This window comes from Dyadobacter sp. BHUBP1 (assembly GCF_050587785.1).
Classification (GTDB): domain Bacteria; phylum Bacteroidota; class Bacteroidia; order Cytophagales; family Spirosomataceae; genus Dyadobacter.
This window is the reverse complement of record NZ_JBOBIH010000003.1, coordinates 765,116-781,856: the sequence shown is the minus strand read 5'-3', so window position 1 is coordinate 781,856 and position 16,741 is coordinate 765,116. Positions and strand designations below refer to the sequence as shown.

At 49.5% G+C, this 16,741-nt stretch carries 18 protein-coding genes; 5 read left to right on the top strand and 13 right to left on the bottom strand.

The features are described from left to right. Positions 1-20: 20 nt before the first annotated feature. The 5 genes from ACQ4MZ_RS15495 to ACQ4MZ_RS15475 form a co-directional block, all read right to left on the bottom strand. A complete protein-coding gene (locus tag ACQ4MZ_RS15495; RefSeq protein ID WP_430845981.1) occupies positions 21-3,458 on the bottom strand; it encodes a TonB-dependent receptor in 3,438 nt (1,145 codons plus the stop codon). 130 nt (positions 3,459-3,588) lie between these two features. Continuing rightward, positions 3,589-4,590: a FecR family protein gene (locus ACQ4MZ_RS15490; RefSeq protein WP_430845980.1), complete on the bottom strand. Its 1,002-nt coding sequence runs from the start codon at positions 4,588-4,590 to the stop codon at positions 3,589-3,591. A gap of 21 nt (positions 4,591-4,611) precedes the next feature. Beyond that, positions 4,612-5,166: an RNA polymerase sigma factor gene (locus ACQ4MZ_RS15485; protein ID WP_430845979.1), complete on the bottom strand. Its 555-nt coding sequence runs from the start codon at positions 5,164-5,166 to the stop codon at positions 4,612-4,614. An 86-nt stretch (positions 5,167-5,252) separates the two neighbouring features. Beyond that, positions 5,253-6,053: a glycerophosphodiester phosphodiesterase gene (locus ACQ4MZ_RS15480; protein ID WP_430845978.1), complete on the bottom strand. Its 801-nt coding sequence runs from the start codon at positions 6,051-6,053 to the stop codon at positions 5,253-5,255. 329 nt (positions 6,054-6,382) lie between these two features. After that, complete coding sequence (locus tag ACQ4MZ_RS15475) at positions 6,383-6,754, bottom strand: hypothetical protein (RefSeq protein WP_430845977.1); 372 nt, start codon at positions 6,752-6,754, stop codon at positions 6,383-6,385. Between the two features lie 293 nt (positions 6,755-7,047). Here ACQ4MZ_RS15475 and ACQ4MZ_RS15470 point away from each other — a divergent pair, with 293 nt between their 5' ends. The 3 genes from ACQ4MZ_RS15470 (at position 7,048) to ACQ4MZ_RS15460 (ending at position 8,101) form a co-directional block, all read left to right on the top strand. Then, on the top strand, positions 7,048-7,446 hold the full coding sequence (locus ACQ4MZ_RS15470; protein WP_430845976.1) for a hypothetical protein: 399 nt from the start codon (positions 7,048-7,050) through the stop codon (positions 7,444-7,446). A gap of 70 nt (positions 7,447-7,516) precedes the next feature. Continuing rightward, positions 7,517-7,765 carry a hypothetical protein gene (locus ACQ4MZ_RS15465; protein ID WP_430845975.1) on the top strand — a complete coding sequence of 83 codons (249 nt, stop codon included), beginning with the start codon at positions 7,517-7,519 and terminating at the stop codon, positions 7,763-7,765. 48 nt (positions 7,766-7,813) lie between these two features. Continuing rightward, the gene (locus ACQ4MZ_RS15460) at positions 7,814-8,101 is read left to right on the top strand and encodes a hypothetical protein (RefSeq protein ID WP_430845974.1); all 288 of its coding nucleotides are present in this window, start codon (positions 7,814-7,816) and stop codon (positions 8,099-8,101) included. Between the two features lie 58 nt (positions 8,102-8,159). Here ACQ4MZ_RS15460 and ACQ4MZ_RS15455 read toward each other — a convergent pair whose 3' ends face one another. From ACQ4MZ_RS15455 to ACQ4MZ_RS15425, 7 genes are all read right to left on the bottom strand, one after another. Next, a complete protein-coding gene (locus tag ACQ4MZ_RS15455) occupies positions 8,160-8,621 on the bottom strand; it encodes a PA2169 family four-helix-bundle protein (protein WP_430845973.1) in 462 nt (153 codons plus the stop codon). 144 nt (positions 8,622-8,765) lie between these two features. Further along, a complete protein-coding gene (locus ACQ4MZ_RS15450; protein WP_430845972.1) occupies positions 8,766-9,344 on the bottom strand; it encodes a Crp/Fnr family transcriptional regulator in 579 nt (192 codons plus the stop codon). A gap of 42 nt (positions 9,345-9,386) precedes the next feature. Continuing rightward, a complete protein-coding gene (locus ACQ4MZ_RS15445) occupies positions 9,387-9,692 on the bottom strand; it encodes a response regulator receiver protein (protein ID WP_430845971.1) in 306 nt (101 codons plus the stop codon). A gap of 26 nt (positions 9,693-9,718) precedes the next feature. Then, positions 9,719-10,435 carry a pirin family protein gene (locus ACQ4MZ_RS15440; protein ID WP_430845970.1) on the bottom strand — a complete coding sequence of 239 codons (717 nt, stop codon included), beginning with the start codon at positions 10,433-10,435 and terminating at the stop codon, positions 9,719-9,721. Positions 10,436-10,437: 2 nt separating this feature from the next. Then, entirely contained in the window at positions 10,438-11,061 is a 624-nt protein-coding gene (locus ACQ4MZ_RS15435; protein WP_430845969.1) for an alpha/beta hydrolase, read from the bottom strand. Between the two features lie 81 nt (positions 11,062-11,142). Then, the gene (locus tag ACQ4MZ_RS15430) at positions 11,143-12,081 is read right to left on the bottom strand and encodes a ring-cleaving dioxygenase (RefSeq protein WP_430845968.1); all 939 of its coding nucleotides are present in this window, start codon (positions 12,079-12,081) and stop codon (positions 11,143-11,145) included. 105 nt (positions 12,082-12,186) lie between these two features. Further along, positions 12,187-12,573, bottom strand: a complete 387-nt coding sequence (locus ACQ4MZ_RS15425) for a DUF2958 domain-containing protein (RefSeq protein WP_106595257.1) — start codon at positions 12,571-12,573, stop codon at positions 12,187-12,189. A gap of 236 nt (positions 12,574-12,809) precedes the next feature. On the opposite strand from ACQ4MZ_RS15425, the gene ACQ4MZ_RS15420 reads away from it, so the two are divergent. Then, positions 12,810-14,810 carry a T9SS type A sorting domain-containing protein gene (locus ACQ4MZ_RS15420; protein ID WP_430845967.1) on the top strand — a complete coding sequence of 667 codons (2,001 nt, stop codon included), beginning with the start codon at positions 12,810-12,812 and terminating at the stop codon, positions 14,808-14,810. A gap of 7 nt (positions 14,811-14,817) precedes the next feature. On the opposite strand, the gene ACQ4MZ_RS15415 is transcribed toward ACQ4MZ_RS15420, so the two are convergent. Next, complete coding sequence (locus tag ACQ4MZ_RS15415) at positions 14,818-15,678, bottom strand: AraC family transcriptional regulator (protein ID WP_430845966.1); 861 nt, start codon at positions 15,676-15,678, stop codon at positions 14,818-14,820. Positions 15,679-15,773: 95 nt separating this feature from the next. On the opposite strand from ACQ4MZ_RS15415, the gene ACQ4MZ_RS15410 reads away from it, so the two are divergent. After that, positions 15,774-16,730, top strand: coding sequence for an NADP-dependent oxidoreductase (locus ACQ4MZ_RS15410; RefSeq protein WP_430845965.1), 957 nt, complete (start codon positions 15,774-15,776; stop codon positions 16,728-16,730). Positions 16,731-16,741: the final 11 nt, after the last annotated feature.

Genomic DNA, 16,741 nt, shown 5'->3' with positions numbered 1-16,741 from the left:
TGAGAGCTGGTGTGGGTTGATTAAAAGGACAAAGTTGCGCCGATCGTCCAGGTACGTGCCTGCGGATACTGCGCGTAGTCAACATTCAGCTGATTGTACAATCCTGCTGCCTTGTCTCCGCCTACATACCCCAGCTCGGGGTTCAGACCGGTGTATTTGGTCAGCGTAAACACGTTCTGTCCGGTAACGTAAATCCTTGCCTGGGTCAATTTCACTTTCTCGATCACAGTTTTAGGGATGGTGTAGCCTAATGTGAAGTTTTTCAGACGGAAGAAATCCCCTTTCTCGATAAAGAGATCTGAAGGACGGAAGTTGCGGTTCGGGTTGTCGATACTCAGGCGCGGCACGGTGTTGCTGGTACCGGCGCCATTCCAGCGCTCGCCAGCCTCTTGATACAAATTGAACGAATAGCTCGCGTCCAGGCCCTGCATACGGTCGGCGTTGAAGATCGAAACGCCGCCAACACCTACGAAGAACAGGTTAAAATCAAATCCTTTGTAGTTCAACCCCGCATTCAAACCATAGTTGATTTTCGGCTGAGGGCTTCCGATGATGGTCCGGTCCTTGTCGTCAACAATGCCGTCGCCGTTCAAATCCAGGAAGCGGACATCGCCCGGGTGAATCTGTCCATTGGTTTTGCGCGAATCGTTGGCAATGTTAGGGTCGCCATCGATTTCAGCCTGGCTTTGGTAGAGGCCGTTGGTTTTATAGCCGTAGAACGTACCATAAGGATTGTTCTCATACGTACGCACGATCTCCTGCTGGCCGCGGCCGTACAGCTGCGAAGCGAGGAAGCCGCCCGGGGTGGCGAGTTTTGTAATGCGGTTTTTAATCAATGTTGCGTTACCACTCAGATTCAGGGTCAGATCGCCGAATGAATGACGGTATGACGCCTCGATTTCCACACCCTTGTTGCGCAGCTGACCGATATTCTGGTCGGGAATAATAGAAGTACCAATCGTTCCGATAGACGGCGGCGCCAGCAGCATTTTCTTGGTATCCTTGATGAAATAATTGACTGACAAATACAATGCATTCTTCCAAAGCCCCGCTTCCACACCGAAATTGCTCATTTCGGCCGTTTCCCAACCTATTTGCAGGTTCGCCAGACGGCTTTGCGCGGCACCCGAGACCGGGTTTTGTGTGCCGCCTGCACCCAATGCATAGCGGTACGACGAGTTGATCAGGGCCAGATATTGCAATGAATTTACATTCTGGTTACCCAGCTGGCCCCAGCCGCCCGTCAGCTTGAAGTTACTGAACACCGGCAATGCATTCTTGAAAAAATCTTCTTCTGACAATCTCCATCCCAACGAGAATGCCGGGAAATAGCCCCAGCGATTGCCAGGCGCGAATTTGGAAGAACCATCTGCACGGAATGTGGCCGTTAGCAGGTAGCGATCCATAAGCGAGTAATTGGCACGACCGAACCACGAAGCCAGCGCGTCGTAGCTGCGGTTACCGTCTTCTCCCGCCACCGATACGATTGTTCCCGCATATTGCAGATAGCGCAGCGTAGGGTCCTCGCTCGCAAAATCGCGGCCGCGTTGCTTGGATGAGATGCTGTTGAACGTCTGAGAAGTGTAACCACCGACAAGGTTCAGGCTGTGCGCACCGACTTTCTTGTCATACGAAAGGAAATATTCCTGCAAAAACGACCAGTATTTGCCATGCGTCAGGTCCAGCTGATTGTAAGAATTGGTACGGAACTGATCGTTGATTTTTACGTCAAAATTTGTGCTTTCCGAAAATGTCGCATCCATAGCCAGGTTGGCGCGCAGTTTCAGGTCTTTCAACAGTTCCAGCTCGCCGGTGAGGCTACCCAGAATGCGGTTGCGGATATTATTCTGATCCTGCGTATCGACCGTGAAAATGGGGTTGTTAATATCCCCGAACGCTCCTATGCCCTTGGTTGAACTGTAAGAACCATCGGCATTGCGGATCGGGAGGCCCGGATGAAAACGAATGGCGCTCCAAAGCAAACCGGTTTGCGAGGAAGTCGTATTCGGCGCCGTATTATGCGTGTTCGTGAATTGCAGGTTCTGCCCTATTTTCAGCCTCGAACCGATCTTGTGATCCGAGTTGACGCGGAATGTATACCGTTTGTAATAGGACTTGCCGATAATACCTTTTTCATTATAATAACCACCCGAAATCGAGAATGACGAATACTTGCCGCCCCCGCGGATCGCTGCGTCGTAATTTTGGGTAACCCCTTGCTTGAGCAATGCATCCTGCCAGTTGGTTTTCTGGGTTTGGTACTGGGCATCTTCCCAAATCGGTGGCACGGGTAAGCCGTCGTTCTTATAAGCTTCGCGTTTCAGCGCCGCCAGGTCGGGCGCTTCCAGCATATCAAGGGTTTTAATGCGGTTGCTGATACCCGCATAGCCATTCAATGTTACACTAATCGGCTTATCGAAAGTGCCACGCTTGGTAGTGATGATCACTACGCCGTTTGCCGCACGTGTTCCGTAAATAGCGGATGCAGATGCATCTTTCAGGATTTCAATGGACTCGATATCGTTCGGGTTCACGTCGTTCATAGAACCGGCAGGAACGCCGTCGATCACCACCAGCGGGTCGGCATTGTTCACTGTTCCGAAACCACGGATCTGGATCGTACCTGCATCGCCCGGTGCACCGCCGTTACGGATCACGTTCACACCCGCCGCACGACCCTGTAACGCCTGCTGCGCCCCTCCCGATGGGAGATTCTGAAAATCAGAACCTTTTACAGAAGATACCGCACCCGTTACATCCTTCTTTTCCTGCGTTCCGTACCCAACTACCACCACTTCTTTCAACGCGCTCACATCGGGAGCCATCGTGATGTTGATGACGGAGTTGTTGGCGACCACCGCATCCTGGCTGACATACCCGATGAAGGAAAAGCGGAGTGTGGCGCCATTATCCGGCACATTGAGTTGGTACTGACCGTTCTGATCAGATGTGGTGCCTTGCTGGCTGCCTACAATGAGAATATTCACGCCCGGCAAGCCGTCGCCTTTCTCGTCCACTACCTTCCCGGTAATCGTCCGATCGGCTATGATGCCCGCTGTTCTGGCGCTAAAGGGCGCTGCGCTTTGCGGGTCGTTCTTTTTTCTGAGTAATATCCTCGAATTGCCCACTACCTCGTAGGAGACATTGAGCGGTGTGAGCAGCTGATCGAGTACACGGTTCAGTGACCCCTGAAGCTGCTTTGCCGCCACTGTGCTCCTGCCCTGGATACTGCCCGAGCTGTATACGAATTTGACGTCGGCCTGTTTTTCAATTTGACGCAATACCTGCCTGATTTCCAACGATTCGACTTTTAGCGAAATCTCTTTATTCAGCAACTCCTGGCTATAAACGCCGTGTGCCATCGATATTCCGCAGCATATCAAAGCAAGCAAAAGTTGTTTAGCGCTAGTACTCATGACTTTGTAAACAACCCTTTTGTAGGGTATTTTTTTATGCATAATTTTAAAGGTTTTTGTGAACTGAACAACTCAAAAACAAACAGTATCCTTCTGCCAGGAAGGGTATTCAAAACGGCCGGACATGTTAGCGCATGGCCGGCATTTTATAAAACTTACTTTCTTTCATTCCTTAATTGCCGCACCCTTCACCCGAAATAAACAGCGAAGCACCGCGGCGCTCATATTCTGCATTCACGGCCTTACAGATCAGGTCGAGCTGATCGAACATCGGTAGTTCGTTAAGGTCGCCCGTGAAGAGGCAATTCCTCAGGACGTCGCCCTCGACGACAATATCAATTCCGTAGGTCTTTTCCAGCAATGCCAGCACATCCATTGCAGGTATTTCGGCAAACTCAAACCGCGTGCCGGTCTCGGCCGGTTTGACGGCCACCGGATTCTTCACAATGCCCAGTTCCATTTTCCGCGATTCCTTATCGAATATCACCTTCTGGTTAGGCGTCAGTATGAAGCCGTTCTTGCTGGCCGTCTTACTGCCGGAATTTTCATAAACGGAAACACGTCCGGTAGCCACCTGCACCTCGATCGAGCCGGCTCCATCGTAAGACTTCACATTGAAACTCGTCCCCAGAACCTGTGTAGCCAGATTTTCCGTCGAAACGATAAACGGCTTGGTCACATCTCTTTTTACTTGAAAAAAGGCCTCACCGTGCAGGTAGACTGTTCTTTTCCGTTCTCCGAAATGCTCGGGATAGCTGATCCGGCTGTTGGGTTGCAGGATTACCACGCTTCCATCCTCCAAAGTGAGCCGCTGGGGCTTGTGCGAGGTATTGCTTACGGCAAAACCTTCGCTATCATCGTTCCAGGCCCAGATTGAACTCAATACCGGGAAATAAGCAGCCCGTTTGTGGCCATTGTACCAGAATACGCCTGCCAGCAACGCCACCGACGCGGCAGCGGCGGCCCACCAGCCTATTTTTACGGACTTTCTCGTCGTATTGGCCAGAAGCTTCTGCCGGATACGCTGGCCGATCTCGTCTTTTTCAGCCAGCAGCACCTCGGAGTCCTGCACGGGATTCTCTTGCAGGTATTGCTCCACCTGCAAGTCCTCTTCCGCCGTGGTTTCCCCGGCTATATATCTTTGTATCAGTTGGTCGTAGCTTTCAGGTGTCATTTACGGAGGCGTGTATAGGTTTTAGTTGCTGGAATAATACATCCAGAGATTTTCTCTCAATGCTTTCAATGATTTGGTTATATGGTATTCCACCGCTTTTTCAGAGATATGGAGCTCCTCGGCAATGTCTTTTACCGGACGATTTTCAAACCGGCTCAACTGGAACACCCGGCTGGTCTTCTCGGGAAGCTTGCGCATCACTTCGTCCACCGCACGCGAAAGGTCCGAGAACTGCACGATGTCGTCGGTTGAATAGGTCTCCTGGATTTTATTGAGGATCAGGTACTCCTGATATCGCCGCCAGGTAATCTGTGACTTGATAAAATTCGTGACCCGGTATTTCATTGCTATCACCAGGTACGTTGCCAGGTTCCGGATTTCGGTATCCGACCGCTTGTTCCACAGGCTTTCGAATATATCGTGCACCAGTTCTTCCGACTCCTCCTTCGATCCCACCTGATGATAGGAAATGCAGAACAGTTTGTACCAGTAACGGTCGTAGATCTCCTCGAAAGCACGCTTGTTGCCTTCGCGGAGCTGTGTTACCAGCTGTTCGTCGGTTAGAATTTTAGTCATCAGGGTGCTCCTTTACTCGGATCTGTATGTATAGTCAAACAACTTCCGTCAATCCCTAAAACGGTTTATCATTTTTTTGAGAAAAATTATTTCAGCAGAAATTGCCGGAACTCCGAATCGATCTGAAATTCGGTCACGCCATAGGCCAGCATACGCTCGCAATCTTTTTTTGCGTCGGCCATCATGTCGGCCGATTTGCGGTAATGGTATTTGTTAATTGCCGCTATCACGCGGATGTTATGCTCCTGCGCCCAGGCCACGTCCTCGCGCGTGAGGCTGGCCGGCCTTTCGAACAGGTAGTAATGATCCGGCCGGTAGCCGGGCTTTTGCATATTTCCTTCCAATTGCTTCCGGGAACAGCTAAGCCGTACCTTTCCTGTAAAAAATTCGGTGGATTCGTCGGTTCCAATCATGATCGCTGTTTCGCGAAGATGGAAGCGGTCCAGCAAGGCGACCAGCCCGGAGAAGAGGACAGAGTCCAGTCCGGCGATCTTGTTATCGAGCATGACAGCCATTTTATTTTCGGCGCAAAACCTGAATACATCTTCGAGGAGCATTGGGTGGTTACCATCCAGCTTGCTGGCCAGTGTGCGGGCATCCGTCCATTTTGTCTCCGTTACCTTGCGTGGATCGCCATAAAACCGTTTGAAATCAGCATCGTGGTTGGCGATCAAAACACCGTCGGCCGTTAGGCGCATATCCGTTTCGACCATCTTGTAGCCCTGTCGGGCGGCTTCCTTCAATGCCGGCAGCCCATTTTCCGTAAACGTGCTATCCACCACCCCACCCCGGTGGGCGATCAAACGGACCGTCGTATCCTGGGCATATACGTGGGCAGAGTACCTGAATGGAACAAAGGCGAGAATCAGCGAAAAGAGTTGCTTCATGGGAGATCTTTTTGAGATTGCAAAGGTATCACCGCCGAGCTTCCGAAAACACCCTTAACAATAACATAAAGTCCGTAAAACGGGCTAATCGGCATGTGATTTACCGATTGATAATTCGGTTCAGCCTCTCATTCAACAAGTTTGGGAAGGTCAATTTTAGGTGGTTGATTTGTAACAGTCAGCCTGACCTGCTATACACATCACAGGCTGTTACACACACCTACTCGTGAAGCACTATGCACATACTTAATTTTTGTACTACTGGTTTTCATAAATAATAAAGGGCCTTCCGGCCCTTTATTATTTATGAAAACCAGTAAAGTCAGAAATTAAATCAAAGTCTCTGCCATTTGGAGGAAAATCGCTCTTTTGTAGTATTCGGGGTCATACTTAACGAGTACTTGCGTGCCTTTGCGGAGAGAGTCATATTTGGCAAAAGGAAGAACCTCCCGCATCTCCGTTACAAAATCATTACCAGCCTTTGGTTTTACCTGCACCTGCACCTGAAACTCGGGCAGATTGTTGAGGTATTCGCCCGTCGGCCGGATGGCCAGAACGGTAGCGTTCGCCTGAACGCCTTGTTTGAGAATCTTCTTCTTTCTCTCTTCTGCGATCCGCCTGCGGATAGACGATAAAGTCCAAAAAGCTACCATGCAGACAAGAATAAGTGTAGCGCCGATTTCCCTGTTATTAAATTCCACAGCTAAATTTTAGTTAAGAGTGTGATGCCCAAAAATAATGGAATAACTCTAAAAAAAGTACTATTTCATTTATTCAACGGTCGATCTTGTGATCAAAAGGCAAAAGTCATTCATTTGAGCCAAGTATTTCATGGTAAAAAGCAATTCCCGTAAGGCGGTTCCGCTCCGGGCGAAGTAGGACGAAGGGTTGTTTTAACATGATTTTTTTATAAAATTTATTAAAATAATTACTAATATCATAATGGCACGATTTTCCTGCGTCCTAAAACCAATTGATCAACATCTTATTCACCATGTCCATGGAAATCAAATCCAACCACTCAACCGGAAACCGCCCGGAGGGCGACCGTATCCTGGATGCACCATATGTATTCAGCGATATTCCTACTTACCTTGAACAGCTTAGATCAGAAAAATCATGGGCGAAAAATGATCGGAACGCCATTACCGTCTACAAATCAGACAAAATCACTATCGTGATCGCGATACTCAAATCGGGCGCGATCGTTAATGACCATTCGATTGACGAATGGCTCACATTCCAGGTATTGGCCGGAGAATTGAAAGTTGAAACCGAAGGACGGGTATTTTACACCACAGCCGGTCAGATGATGTCCTTCCATGCTCATCTGCCCCATTCGATCAAGGCGATGGCGGATTCTGAAATACTCATTACGACTTATAAGGAATGACTAAGTTCCTGGGCGAAGAGCCCAGACGATCAGACAACTTGTCGGGAACATCGGCAACAAGCAAATTGTGATGAAAATCGGAGATAAATTATTAAAAGAGCTTTCCAAGCGTTACGAGCCGGAAAGCACGGTCGACAAAAAGTTTGGAAAGTACGATCTTACCTTTCGCACGGACAAGGAAGGTAATCCTGTAATGCTTTTTATCGGCCACCGCAATGAAAATGGCCGCATCACAGGCGACCGATTCACCACGGTCATCGCCCGCGATCCGGCGGGCAAAGTGATCAAAGATCATTGGGACGCGAAAGGCCGCGCATGACGGGTATCATTTTTGTTCATAAGGCCTATCAACAAACAAAAGATCCTTATGAATCGACTAAAAGTTAACATGACAATGCTGAGCCTTGCCGCCTCGACAATGCTGGCATCGTGCGATACTACTAATAACCGTAAAACGACCATTGAAGGCTCGGGAAGCCGATCGGAAACGACGCCTAATGACAGTAGTGGCGCCATGAGCAGAAAAGATATCGGTGTTGGCGCCGACAATCAGGATGATTCGCTCGGCTATCCCAGCAACCAGTCTAATCTGAATGCCGATTCCACGCGAAAGAAACATGATGATACGGTTAGACAACCGAAACGTAAAAATTAAAAGAGAGGCCGGCGATTTGCCGGCCTCTCTCGTTTGCTGATAAACTGTAATCTGATTTTTAATGATAAGCGTTTTCTGCATCGCGAAGTCGCTTGATCGTATCGTGGCCGCTTTTCAGCGTCGCTTTCTGACGGGTAATCAGCGCACGGAGCTCGGGTGTCAGTTCGTCGGATTCAAGTGCCGAATTATACGCTTTCTGCGCCGCATCTTCCCCGAATTCCGAATTTTCCAGTGAGGTTTTGCGGCCATCGCTGCTGAATGCAGCCCGGACATCCATCCAAACCCTGTACAATTTACCTGATACCATTGTTCCAGTGGCGGGCTCACCGCCCAGTGCGGTAACCTCGCTGCTCAGTTCGGCTACATTGTCACGGCTGTGGTTTGCGAGACTGTTATAAACCGAACGAAGGTCAGTGTCGGCTGCATCCGTTTCATCATAAGCTTTTTCGTAGCCTGCGATACGGTCGTTGTTGATCAGGATCAGATCATTCAGTGTTTCTATGATTGCTGCATTTGCCATGATTATTCATGATTAGTGATGCAGCATTAATAAAAATTATTGTTCCAAACCGCTTACATGCGGCCTGACGTGGTCAAGTCTGTGATTTGTGGATGTTTTTGCGCCGTATATGCAGGCAATCAGCCGCTTGCTAACTCAGGTAGGCTATTTTTCGCTCAGTTTTCTTCGCACCTTGCTTAAAAATTCAGGAGAAAAACCGAGGTACGAGGCGATGTAATGCTGCGGAACGCGCTGCGGAATGGCAGGATACCGGGCGAGAAAATCAAGATACTTCTCAACGGCACTGGTAGAAATGGTTCTAAACAATCGCTCTTGCGTTTGCGCGAGATTGCGCTGTACCATGAGCCGGAACATCCGTTCGAAACCGGGGACAGTCGCCAGTAGCTTCTCCTTAGTTTCAGGTGTGAGAATGAGCACTTCGCAGTCTTCGAGCGTTTCGATATAAACATGGCTCGGGGTCTGGTTATGGAAACTGGTAATATCACTTACCCACCAGTCCTCAATGGCGAATTGCAGCGTCACCTCGGCTCCTGCACTATCGATAAAATAGGTACGGATACAGCCTTTGAGAATATAGGCCTCAAACTGACAAACTTCCCCTTGCTGTAAGAGGAAGGTCTTTTTGGAGTATTTTTTGAATTGGAGGAGCGAATCGAAAAATTCTAGATCTTGTGGCGTAAATGGCAAACACCTCAGAGCGTAGCTGTTAATTTTTTCAAACATATTTGGTTAATCGGTTAGCCACGAGCGGTTAGACACGGGCCGTTAGCCTCCGCCCAACGCATGCCGTATCTCAGAATACAATAGCCCGCTGCCGCCGCCGAAGTGGCGCAGGCAGACTATCCTCGGGTCGATGGATTGACAAAGCGAAGTGATTCTCTCGCCCGTTTCCTCATCCACACCGACCCCCAAAAGTACTAAATCGACCGAATTTAAGCGCAGTAATTCCTCAGCTTCTTCCAAAGAACCGGCAGGTATTCCATGCCAAAGTTCGTTCTGATTGATCAACCGGATAATTGTTTCCAGGATTTCGGGATGGTTGGCTACTGCCAGAATATTGATTTGCGACATATTACCAATCAATTCAAGTTCATATTCTACCACTTTTCAGGAACCTCGATCACGAGCAGAGAACTTTTCTCCAGCACTTTCACCGACACCGCAGACTCGGGCCAGAAACCGTAACCGTCACGTGTCGAAAGCAACTGCCCATTCAACTCCGCTTTCCCGTCAATCACAAACATATACACGCCGTTCCCCTCCTTTTTTAACTGATATTGGGCTTCAAAACCCGCATCAAATTCTGCCAGGTGGAACCATGCATCCTGGTTGATCCACACTCCGTCATCGTTAGGGTCGGGCGACAAGATTTGCTGAAAACGGTTATGCCGGTCACCGGAAGCGTATTCCATCTGGTCGTAGCGTGGCGCCACATTCAGTTTTTTGGGATACAACCATATTTGTAAAAATGTAACGGGTTCGTCCGGGTCCTTGTTAAATTCGGTATGGTAAACACCGGTGCCAGCGCTCATGACCTGAATTTCTCCCCGACGGATGACCGCCACATTACCCATGCTATCCTGGTGTTCCAGGGTGCCTTCCAGCGGAATCGAAATGATTTCCATGTTGTCGTGCGGGTGCCGCCCGAAACCTTTGCCGCCGTTGACGGTATCGTCGTTTAAAACCCTCAACGCTCCAAACTGGATGCGTTGAGGATCGTAATTTCCGTGAAAACTGAAAGTCTGTGCACTTTGGAGCCATCCATGGTCGGCGTAAAAGCGCGACGCTGCCGCGTGTAATACGGAATTTTTCATGATTACTTCAAAATCGTATTGTTCACCAAGTGGATTTCCTCCCCTGAAATCGTGTGCGGCCGGCCGGGGTAAATCACTTGGTTGACCGTCGCATTCATATCTTCCAGGATCGTCACGCTCTCCTGTACCCGCGATACTGGCACGTGGGGGTCTGGGTTACCGGTCGAAATAAACACCGGCGTCTGTTTAAAATCTCCGTTGTAATTGTCGATCTCCAACTCCTTGCCTACCAGCCCGCCTGTAAAAGCGATGATTCCCCCGTACCTACGGGCATTGCGCGAAGTATATTCCAACGTAAGGCAAGCTCCTTGAGAAAAACCGGCGAAATAAATCTGATCGGCAGGAATTCCTGCTGCCTCTATTTCAGCCACCACATTCCCTACCAATGTCAGTGCCGAATCCAATGCAGGCTGGTTTTGCGCAACCGGCGCCATGAAACTGTAAGGATACCAGCTATTATTGGTAGCCTGGGGTGCATAAATCGCAAAATCGCTCAGATTCAAAACCCTTTGGAGGGAGATAATATCAGCGGCGGTCCCACCCCGGCCATGCAGCATAATGATCGCCCTTTTGGCCTGTTGAATGGGTAACCCACTCGTAATGAATTGTTTGCTATGGGTATACATGATGGATTTTAATTTTGAATGATTGAATGACTGAATGACTGAATAGTAGTATTCGGTCATTCAATCATTAGTCATTCGACATTAATTAAGTACCGGCAACACTTTCACGATTTGCTCTCTGCGAGGTTCGTATTGAGGAGGCAACATTAAACCTGAACCCAATTGCTCCACAGTCTCGTCGGTTGCAAAGCCTGGATTGTCACTTGCGATTTCGAACAAAACGCCTCCTGGTTCGCGGAAGTAGAGCGAGTAGAAGTAGTTTCTGTCAATTTTATCGGTGATCTGCAAACCTGCGTCCAGTACTTTTTTGCGGAACTCCATCAGAATATCGTCATTGGCAACGCGGAATGCGATGTGGTGCACCGAACCTTTGGCCACATGACCCGCCCTTTCACCGGGAGCTTCCACGAGGTCGACGATATTGGCATTCTCAACCGCGTCGGTCACAAACCGGAAGCGGTTCACATGCTGTTCAGCCAGGCGGTAACCGAAAATGTCGGTCAATACTTTGGCAGTCTCTTCGATATTGTTCGTCGTGATAGTCACATTATGAAAACCACGGGTCGCATATTCCGCCGCTACTTCTGAAGTTGTCCATGGAATACGGTTATCGGTAATTTTGGGGACCGTCAGTTCAAATTTCAAACCATCGGGATCCAGGAAGGTCAGATACTGTTCCCCGAATTTCTCGGCAGGTTTGTTGTAAGTGATTTTATTGGCCTCCAATCTTTTCAACCAGAAATCCAGGCTGCCTTCGGGCACCGAGTAACCGATCTCGGTAGCCTGGCGGGTTCCGCGGCGTCCGGCAGGGATCTGGTTGCCCCATGGGAAGAAAGTCAGGATCGAACCGGGCGTCCCGTTTTCGTCGCCGTAATAAAAGTGGTAAGTATTAGGATCGTCAAAATTGACGGTTTTTTTCACCATTCTAAGGCCTAATACCCTTGTATAAAAATCGTAGTTGGTTTTAGCGTCACCAGCGATAGCTGTAATGTGGTGGATGCCGTTGATTGTATTTTCCATTGTCTTGTTCAGTTAAGATGTTTCTTTGTTTTTGATGATACAAAGGTATATCCCCGGGCAGGGGCAGGGCATTGAACTAGGACAAGAAAAACGGAATTTGGAAAATTATTCGAGCGGGCTCAGCAAACTTAACACCGCATCCTCTTCCACTACCCTGCCGGCCGCTTTGGCCGCTTTCAGGTAGACGCTCATCGGATATTTCCCATCGAATGCAGGGTCCGTTTCTACCATCGGTACTTTCAGGCGCGCGTGTTTAAGGCTTGCAAGATCCGACAGCGACACGTAACTCAGCTCCGGATTGCCCTGCCCCAGGTCGCAAAGCCCGAAAGCGATATTATTAACAGGATCGAGCTCAGAAAGCAGCCAAATGGCCTTACCATATTTGGAATGCAACTTCACAACGGGTGCATGATCCTTCGCAAGCTGGTTTTGTACCTCTTGCGCATTGTGGACCATTATTTCAATCAGGTTTTGTGGAATCATTTTTGACATGAGGCAAATTTAAAGGTTTTGCCCGGGGACGGAGTGCCAGGGCGCCATAAAATAAATGGAACCAGCCGCGGCTGTGTTTCGGATCACTTATTTGCCTAAATTTCGATGAGAATAGTCCTTCAATAACTTATCGGAAACTGATTATGCGCTCCTGATAGGAATGTAGAGGCAGCCTTTGGCATTTTAAAACGTGTTTCAAACAAACTAACTCGGTCCATTCATTTAAAAAGTAACGTATGAAAAAAAAACTACCACTCCTTATTTTATCACTAATATTAGTCACATCACACCAGATCTTATCCCAGGTTGTAATATCTTTTCCAACCGAAAGGGCCGTTTTTCAGCGCAACAACGCAAATGAAGCAGACGTATATATAGGTGGGTATATCACGCAGCCCTACCAGAAGATCGAGGTGCGGCTGACGCCCCGCGTGCCCGGCGAGGGGGAGCCTTTTCCCACAGGCGGAGGTTGGGCAACGCTCGATGACCAGATTTCGGCAGGGCAGTTCCTCGGGTCTGTGCATCTGAAAGGCGGCTGGTACCAGTTGGAGGCGCGGGGTGTGGCAAATGGCGGAGGTACTTCGGCAATCGCTACGCTCTCCCGGGTAGGCGTAGGCGAGGTATTCGTTGTAGCAGGCCAATCCAATGCGACGGGTGGCGACTCCAATCCGAACGGTCCCGGCGCAGCTCATGATCAGGTAAACAGTGTCAATTTCCAGAATGTAGATCCGGTAACGTCATCCATTACTCCCTATTCAAACGTCCAGCTCCCCTGCCCCGAGTTTGTACACCTTGATGCCAACGTCAAAACGGCTCCGTTTGGTAACTATGCGTGGTGTTGGGGTTCTTTTGGAGACAAGATTTATGAGAAACTACACGTGCCGGTGATGATATTCAACAGCGGCTGGTCGAGCACCGGGGTCGACAACTGGAAACAAACCATTGATCCCAACGGCGTAACTACCAGCGCATTCGGCTACACTTTCCCGGCGGGGCTTCCATTCGGGCATTTACGGCTTGCATTGAACTATTATATTGCCCAATTAGGCGTGAGAGCGGTTTTATGGCACCAGGGAGAATCAGACAACTACCTTGAACAGCCGGGCGATAATACTTACAACCGGTACCTGTCGGCGCTTTGGGATGTGGTCAACGCAAGCCGCAACGTCACCGGCAAACCGAATCTCGCCTGGGTTGTCGCGCGTGCTTCGCGGTTTACCGTCAACGGTGCCACCCGCGTTTCGGCCAATGTGGTAAATGCCCAAAATGAACTGATCAACAACGACGGTCTCTACCCGCACGTGTTCCAGGGGCCAGATACTGACCCCTATTACACCATTGAATACCGCCACGACGAAGTACACTTCCGCGGCGACGGCGTTACCCCCTCTCCCGATGGACAGATCTATTCAGGACTCATTTCTCTTGCCGGCTTTTGGGCGGACAAAATCACGCCCGATTTCCTCAGCCAGTCCAACCCCTATGCCGCGACGCCCCCACCGGCTGTCGACGCAGCAAACGTACCGGGCGGTTCGCAGGTTACATTTACTGGCCCTTCGTTGCCGGGTGGCTACCAATACAATTGGCTCAACTTCGGCGATTGCAACCAGGTACAAAACACTGCTCAGCAATGGACGGTCGGAGCTGGTTTGTATAAACTCAAAGTGATTGATTCCAACCGCAACACCGTTTTCTCGCCTGCATTGAATGTATTGTCAACCCCGCTGCCGGTTACCTGGCAATCGTTCAGCGCGCGTATGGGCAATAACGGGCGCGTAACGCTCGACTGGGCGACGGCTTCGGAGATAAATGCCTCACACTTCGAGGTGCAGCGGAGTAACGACTCCCGGACATTTGTGACCATTAAGACCGTCAATGCCATGGGTAATTCCCGAAACACCTCTTTTTACCAATATGAAGACGAATTTCTCCCCAAAGGCACCTATTACTACCGCTTGAAGGAAGTTGATGCAGATGGCCGGACTGACCTGACGCGCATTGTAAGCATTCGCGTCGATGGGAATGAAACAGTACGTGTTTTCCCTAATCCCGCCTCGGATTTGATCACGGTAGAATCCGGTCAGGCATTGAACGGCATTGCTATTTTTAACAGCGCGGGGAAACTGGTGCAGAGTGCCCAAACCGGAGAAAAAGTTATTCGCCTGAACATTGCCGACCTTCCAAAAGGTCTCTATGTGATATCGGTAGACGGTCGCGAGCTGAAAATCGTGAAATAGAACTCCCCTAAATCACCGCAAAAGCCCCGCGCCGGTATTCGAGCGGGCTCATACCACGGTGCTTTCTAAAAGTCTTAATGAGATGGCTGTCGTCTGTAAAACCCAGTTCGGCAGCTATTTCATTAATACGCATATCACTGTGTTTCAAGCGGATCTCCACCAATGCGATTTTATAGTTGATAATATATTGCTGCAACGTCTCGTGCGTATGCTTTTTGAAATACTCGCTGAGGTAATTGAGGGAAATATTGAAATGGGAAGCGATACGCTCGGCCCGCAGCATTTCGGGGTTGTAAATATTTTGGTGAATGTAATGGATAATGTCCAGGGAAGTGTTCTGCGCAAGCTGCGTCTTCTCAGGAATATGGGTGGTAATATTCCTTGCAACCACCGTAAGCAGGGTATTGAGCAATTGCTGGACAAGCTCTTTATGCAGCGTCTGCCGGTTGGCATACTCCTGCCTGATCGCTTCCATCAATGCCCTTACGAGCGGCTTGTCGTGCTGGTTCCTGAGAATGCAGCCTTGCAAGTGATTATTGTTATGGAAGATATATTCCAATTTATGGATCCAGTCGCCCAGATTACTATACTCATCGCGCGCCTTTTGAGCATTCAGATAGATATTATTGAAGCGGATAAACATAAATGCCGTCGTCTCTTTCACCTCGGTATAATGCAAATCCATCGGCATCGCCAAAAACAGGTTTTCCTTCTGATACCGGAACTCGTTCTGGTTAATATGGTATATCCCCGTTCCATCGAACATATACACCAGTTCGATAAAAGTATTCTTATGCTCCTTAATCGGGCATTCGTCGACCGTCACGAGCAGGACATCGAAAGGTTGATGGATATGATGAATACGCATACCCGCAAAGGTACCGATTTAACCCAAATTTTTACAACTCACAAAAGCGCCCTGCCGGCGAAATTTGCAGACATCAAATCAAAACAATGCAAATTATGAAAGCCATCAAATTAGCGAAAAACGGAGGGACTGAAAACCTGATATTCACTGAAATACCGACACCTGAAATCAAGGAAAACGAAGTACTGGTACGCGTCAAAGCCATAGGCATCAATCCGGTCGACGCCTTTGTAAGGACCCATCCATTCGCCCTGGAAATGTTCCTCCAACCTCAGCCCGGCGAAACGGTCATTCTTGGGTGGGACATTTCGGGGGTGATCGAAGCCGTCGGCAAGGAGGTCACGCAATGGAAAACCGGCGACGAGGTATTCGGGATGGTCAATTTCCGGGGACATGGTAAGGCATACGCCGAATACGTGGCGGCTCCCGCAGACCAGCTCGCATTGAAGCCGGGCAACATTACGCATGAAGAGGCTGCCGCCGCCTCGTTGGCCGCACTCACGGCCTGGCAGGCGTTGGTTACTTATGGAAAAGTAAAAGCGGGGGAAAAAGTATTGATCCACGGGGCTGGCGGGGGCGTCGGACATTACGCCGTGCAAATTGCCAAGCATTTCGGCGCTTACGTCATCGGCACCGGCTCCGACGCCAAAAAAGACTTCATTCTGGGCCTGGGCGCCGACGAATTCATCGACTATTCGGCTATCAAATTCGAAGATGTCGTTCATGACGCCGATATTGTGATCGATTCGCTCTTCGGTGATCATATATTCCGTTCTCTGGAAGCCGTGAAGGAAGGCGGCCGGCTCATCGCGCTACTGGTGCCTTTCACGGACGAAAAACTGATCCGGAAAGTGCAGGAGAAGAAAGTATATGCCCACACGCTCAATGTTGCTTCAAACGGTGAGGACATGCAGCAACTCGCCACGCTCCTCAAATCCGGAGAAATACGATCCCACGTTTCTGCTATCTACGCATTTGGAGACATTGCGAAGGCGCATGACGAAATAGAGGCCGGCAAGACCCTTGGCAAGATTGTGCTGACTTTACCTTAATGCGTATCATG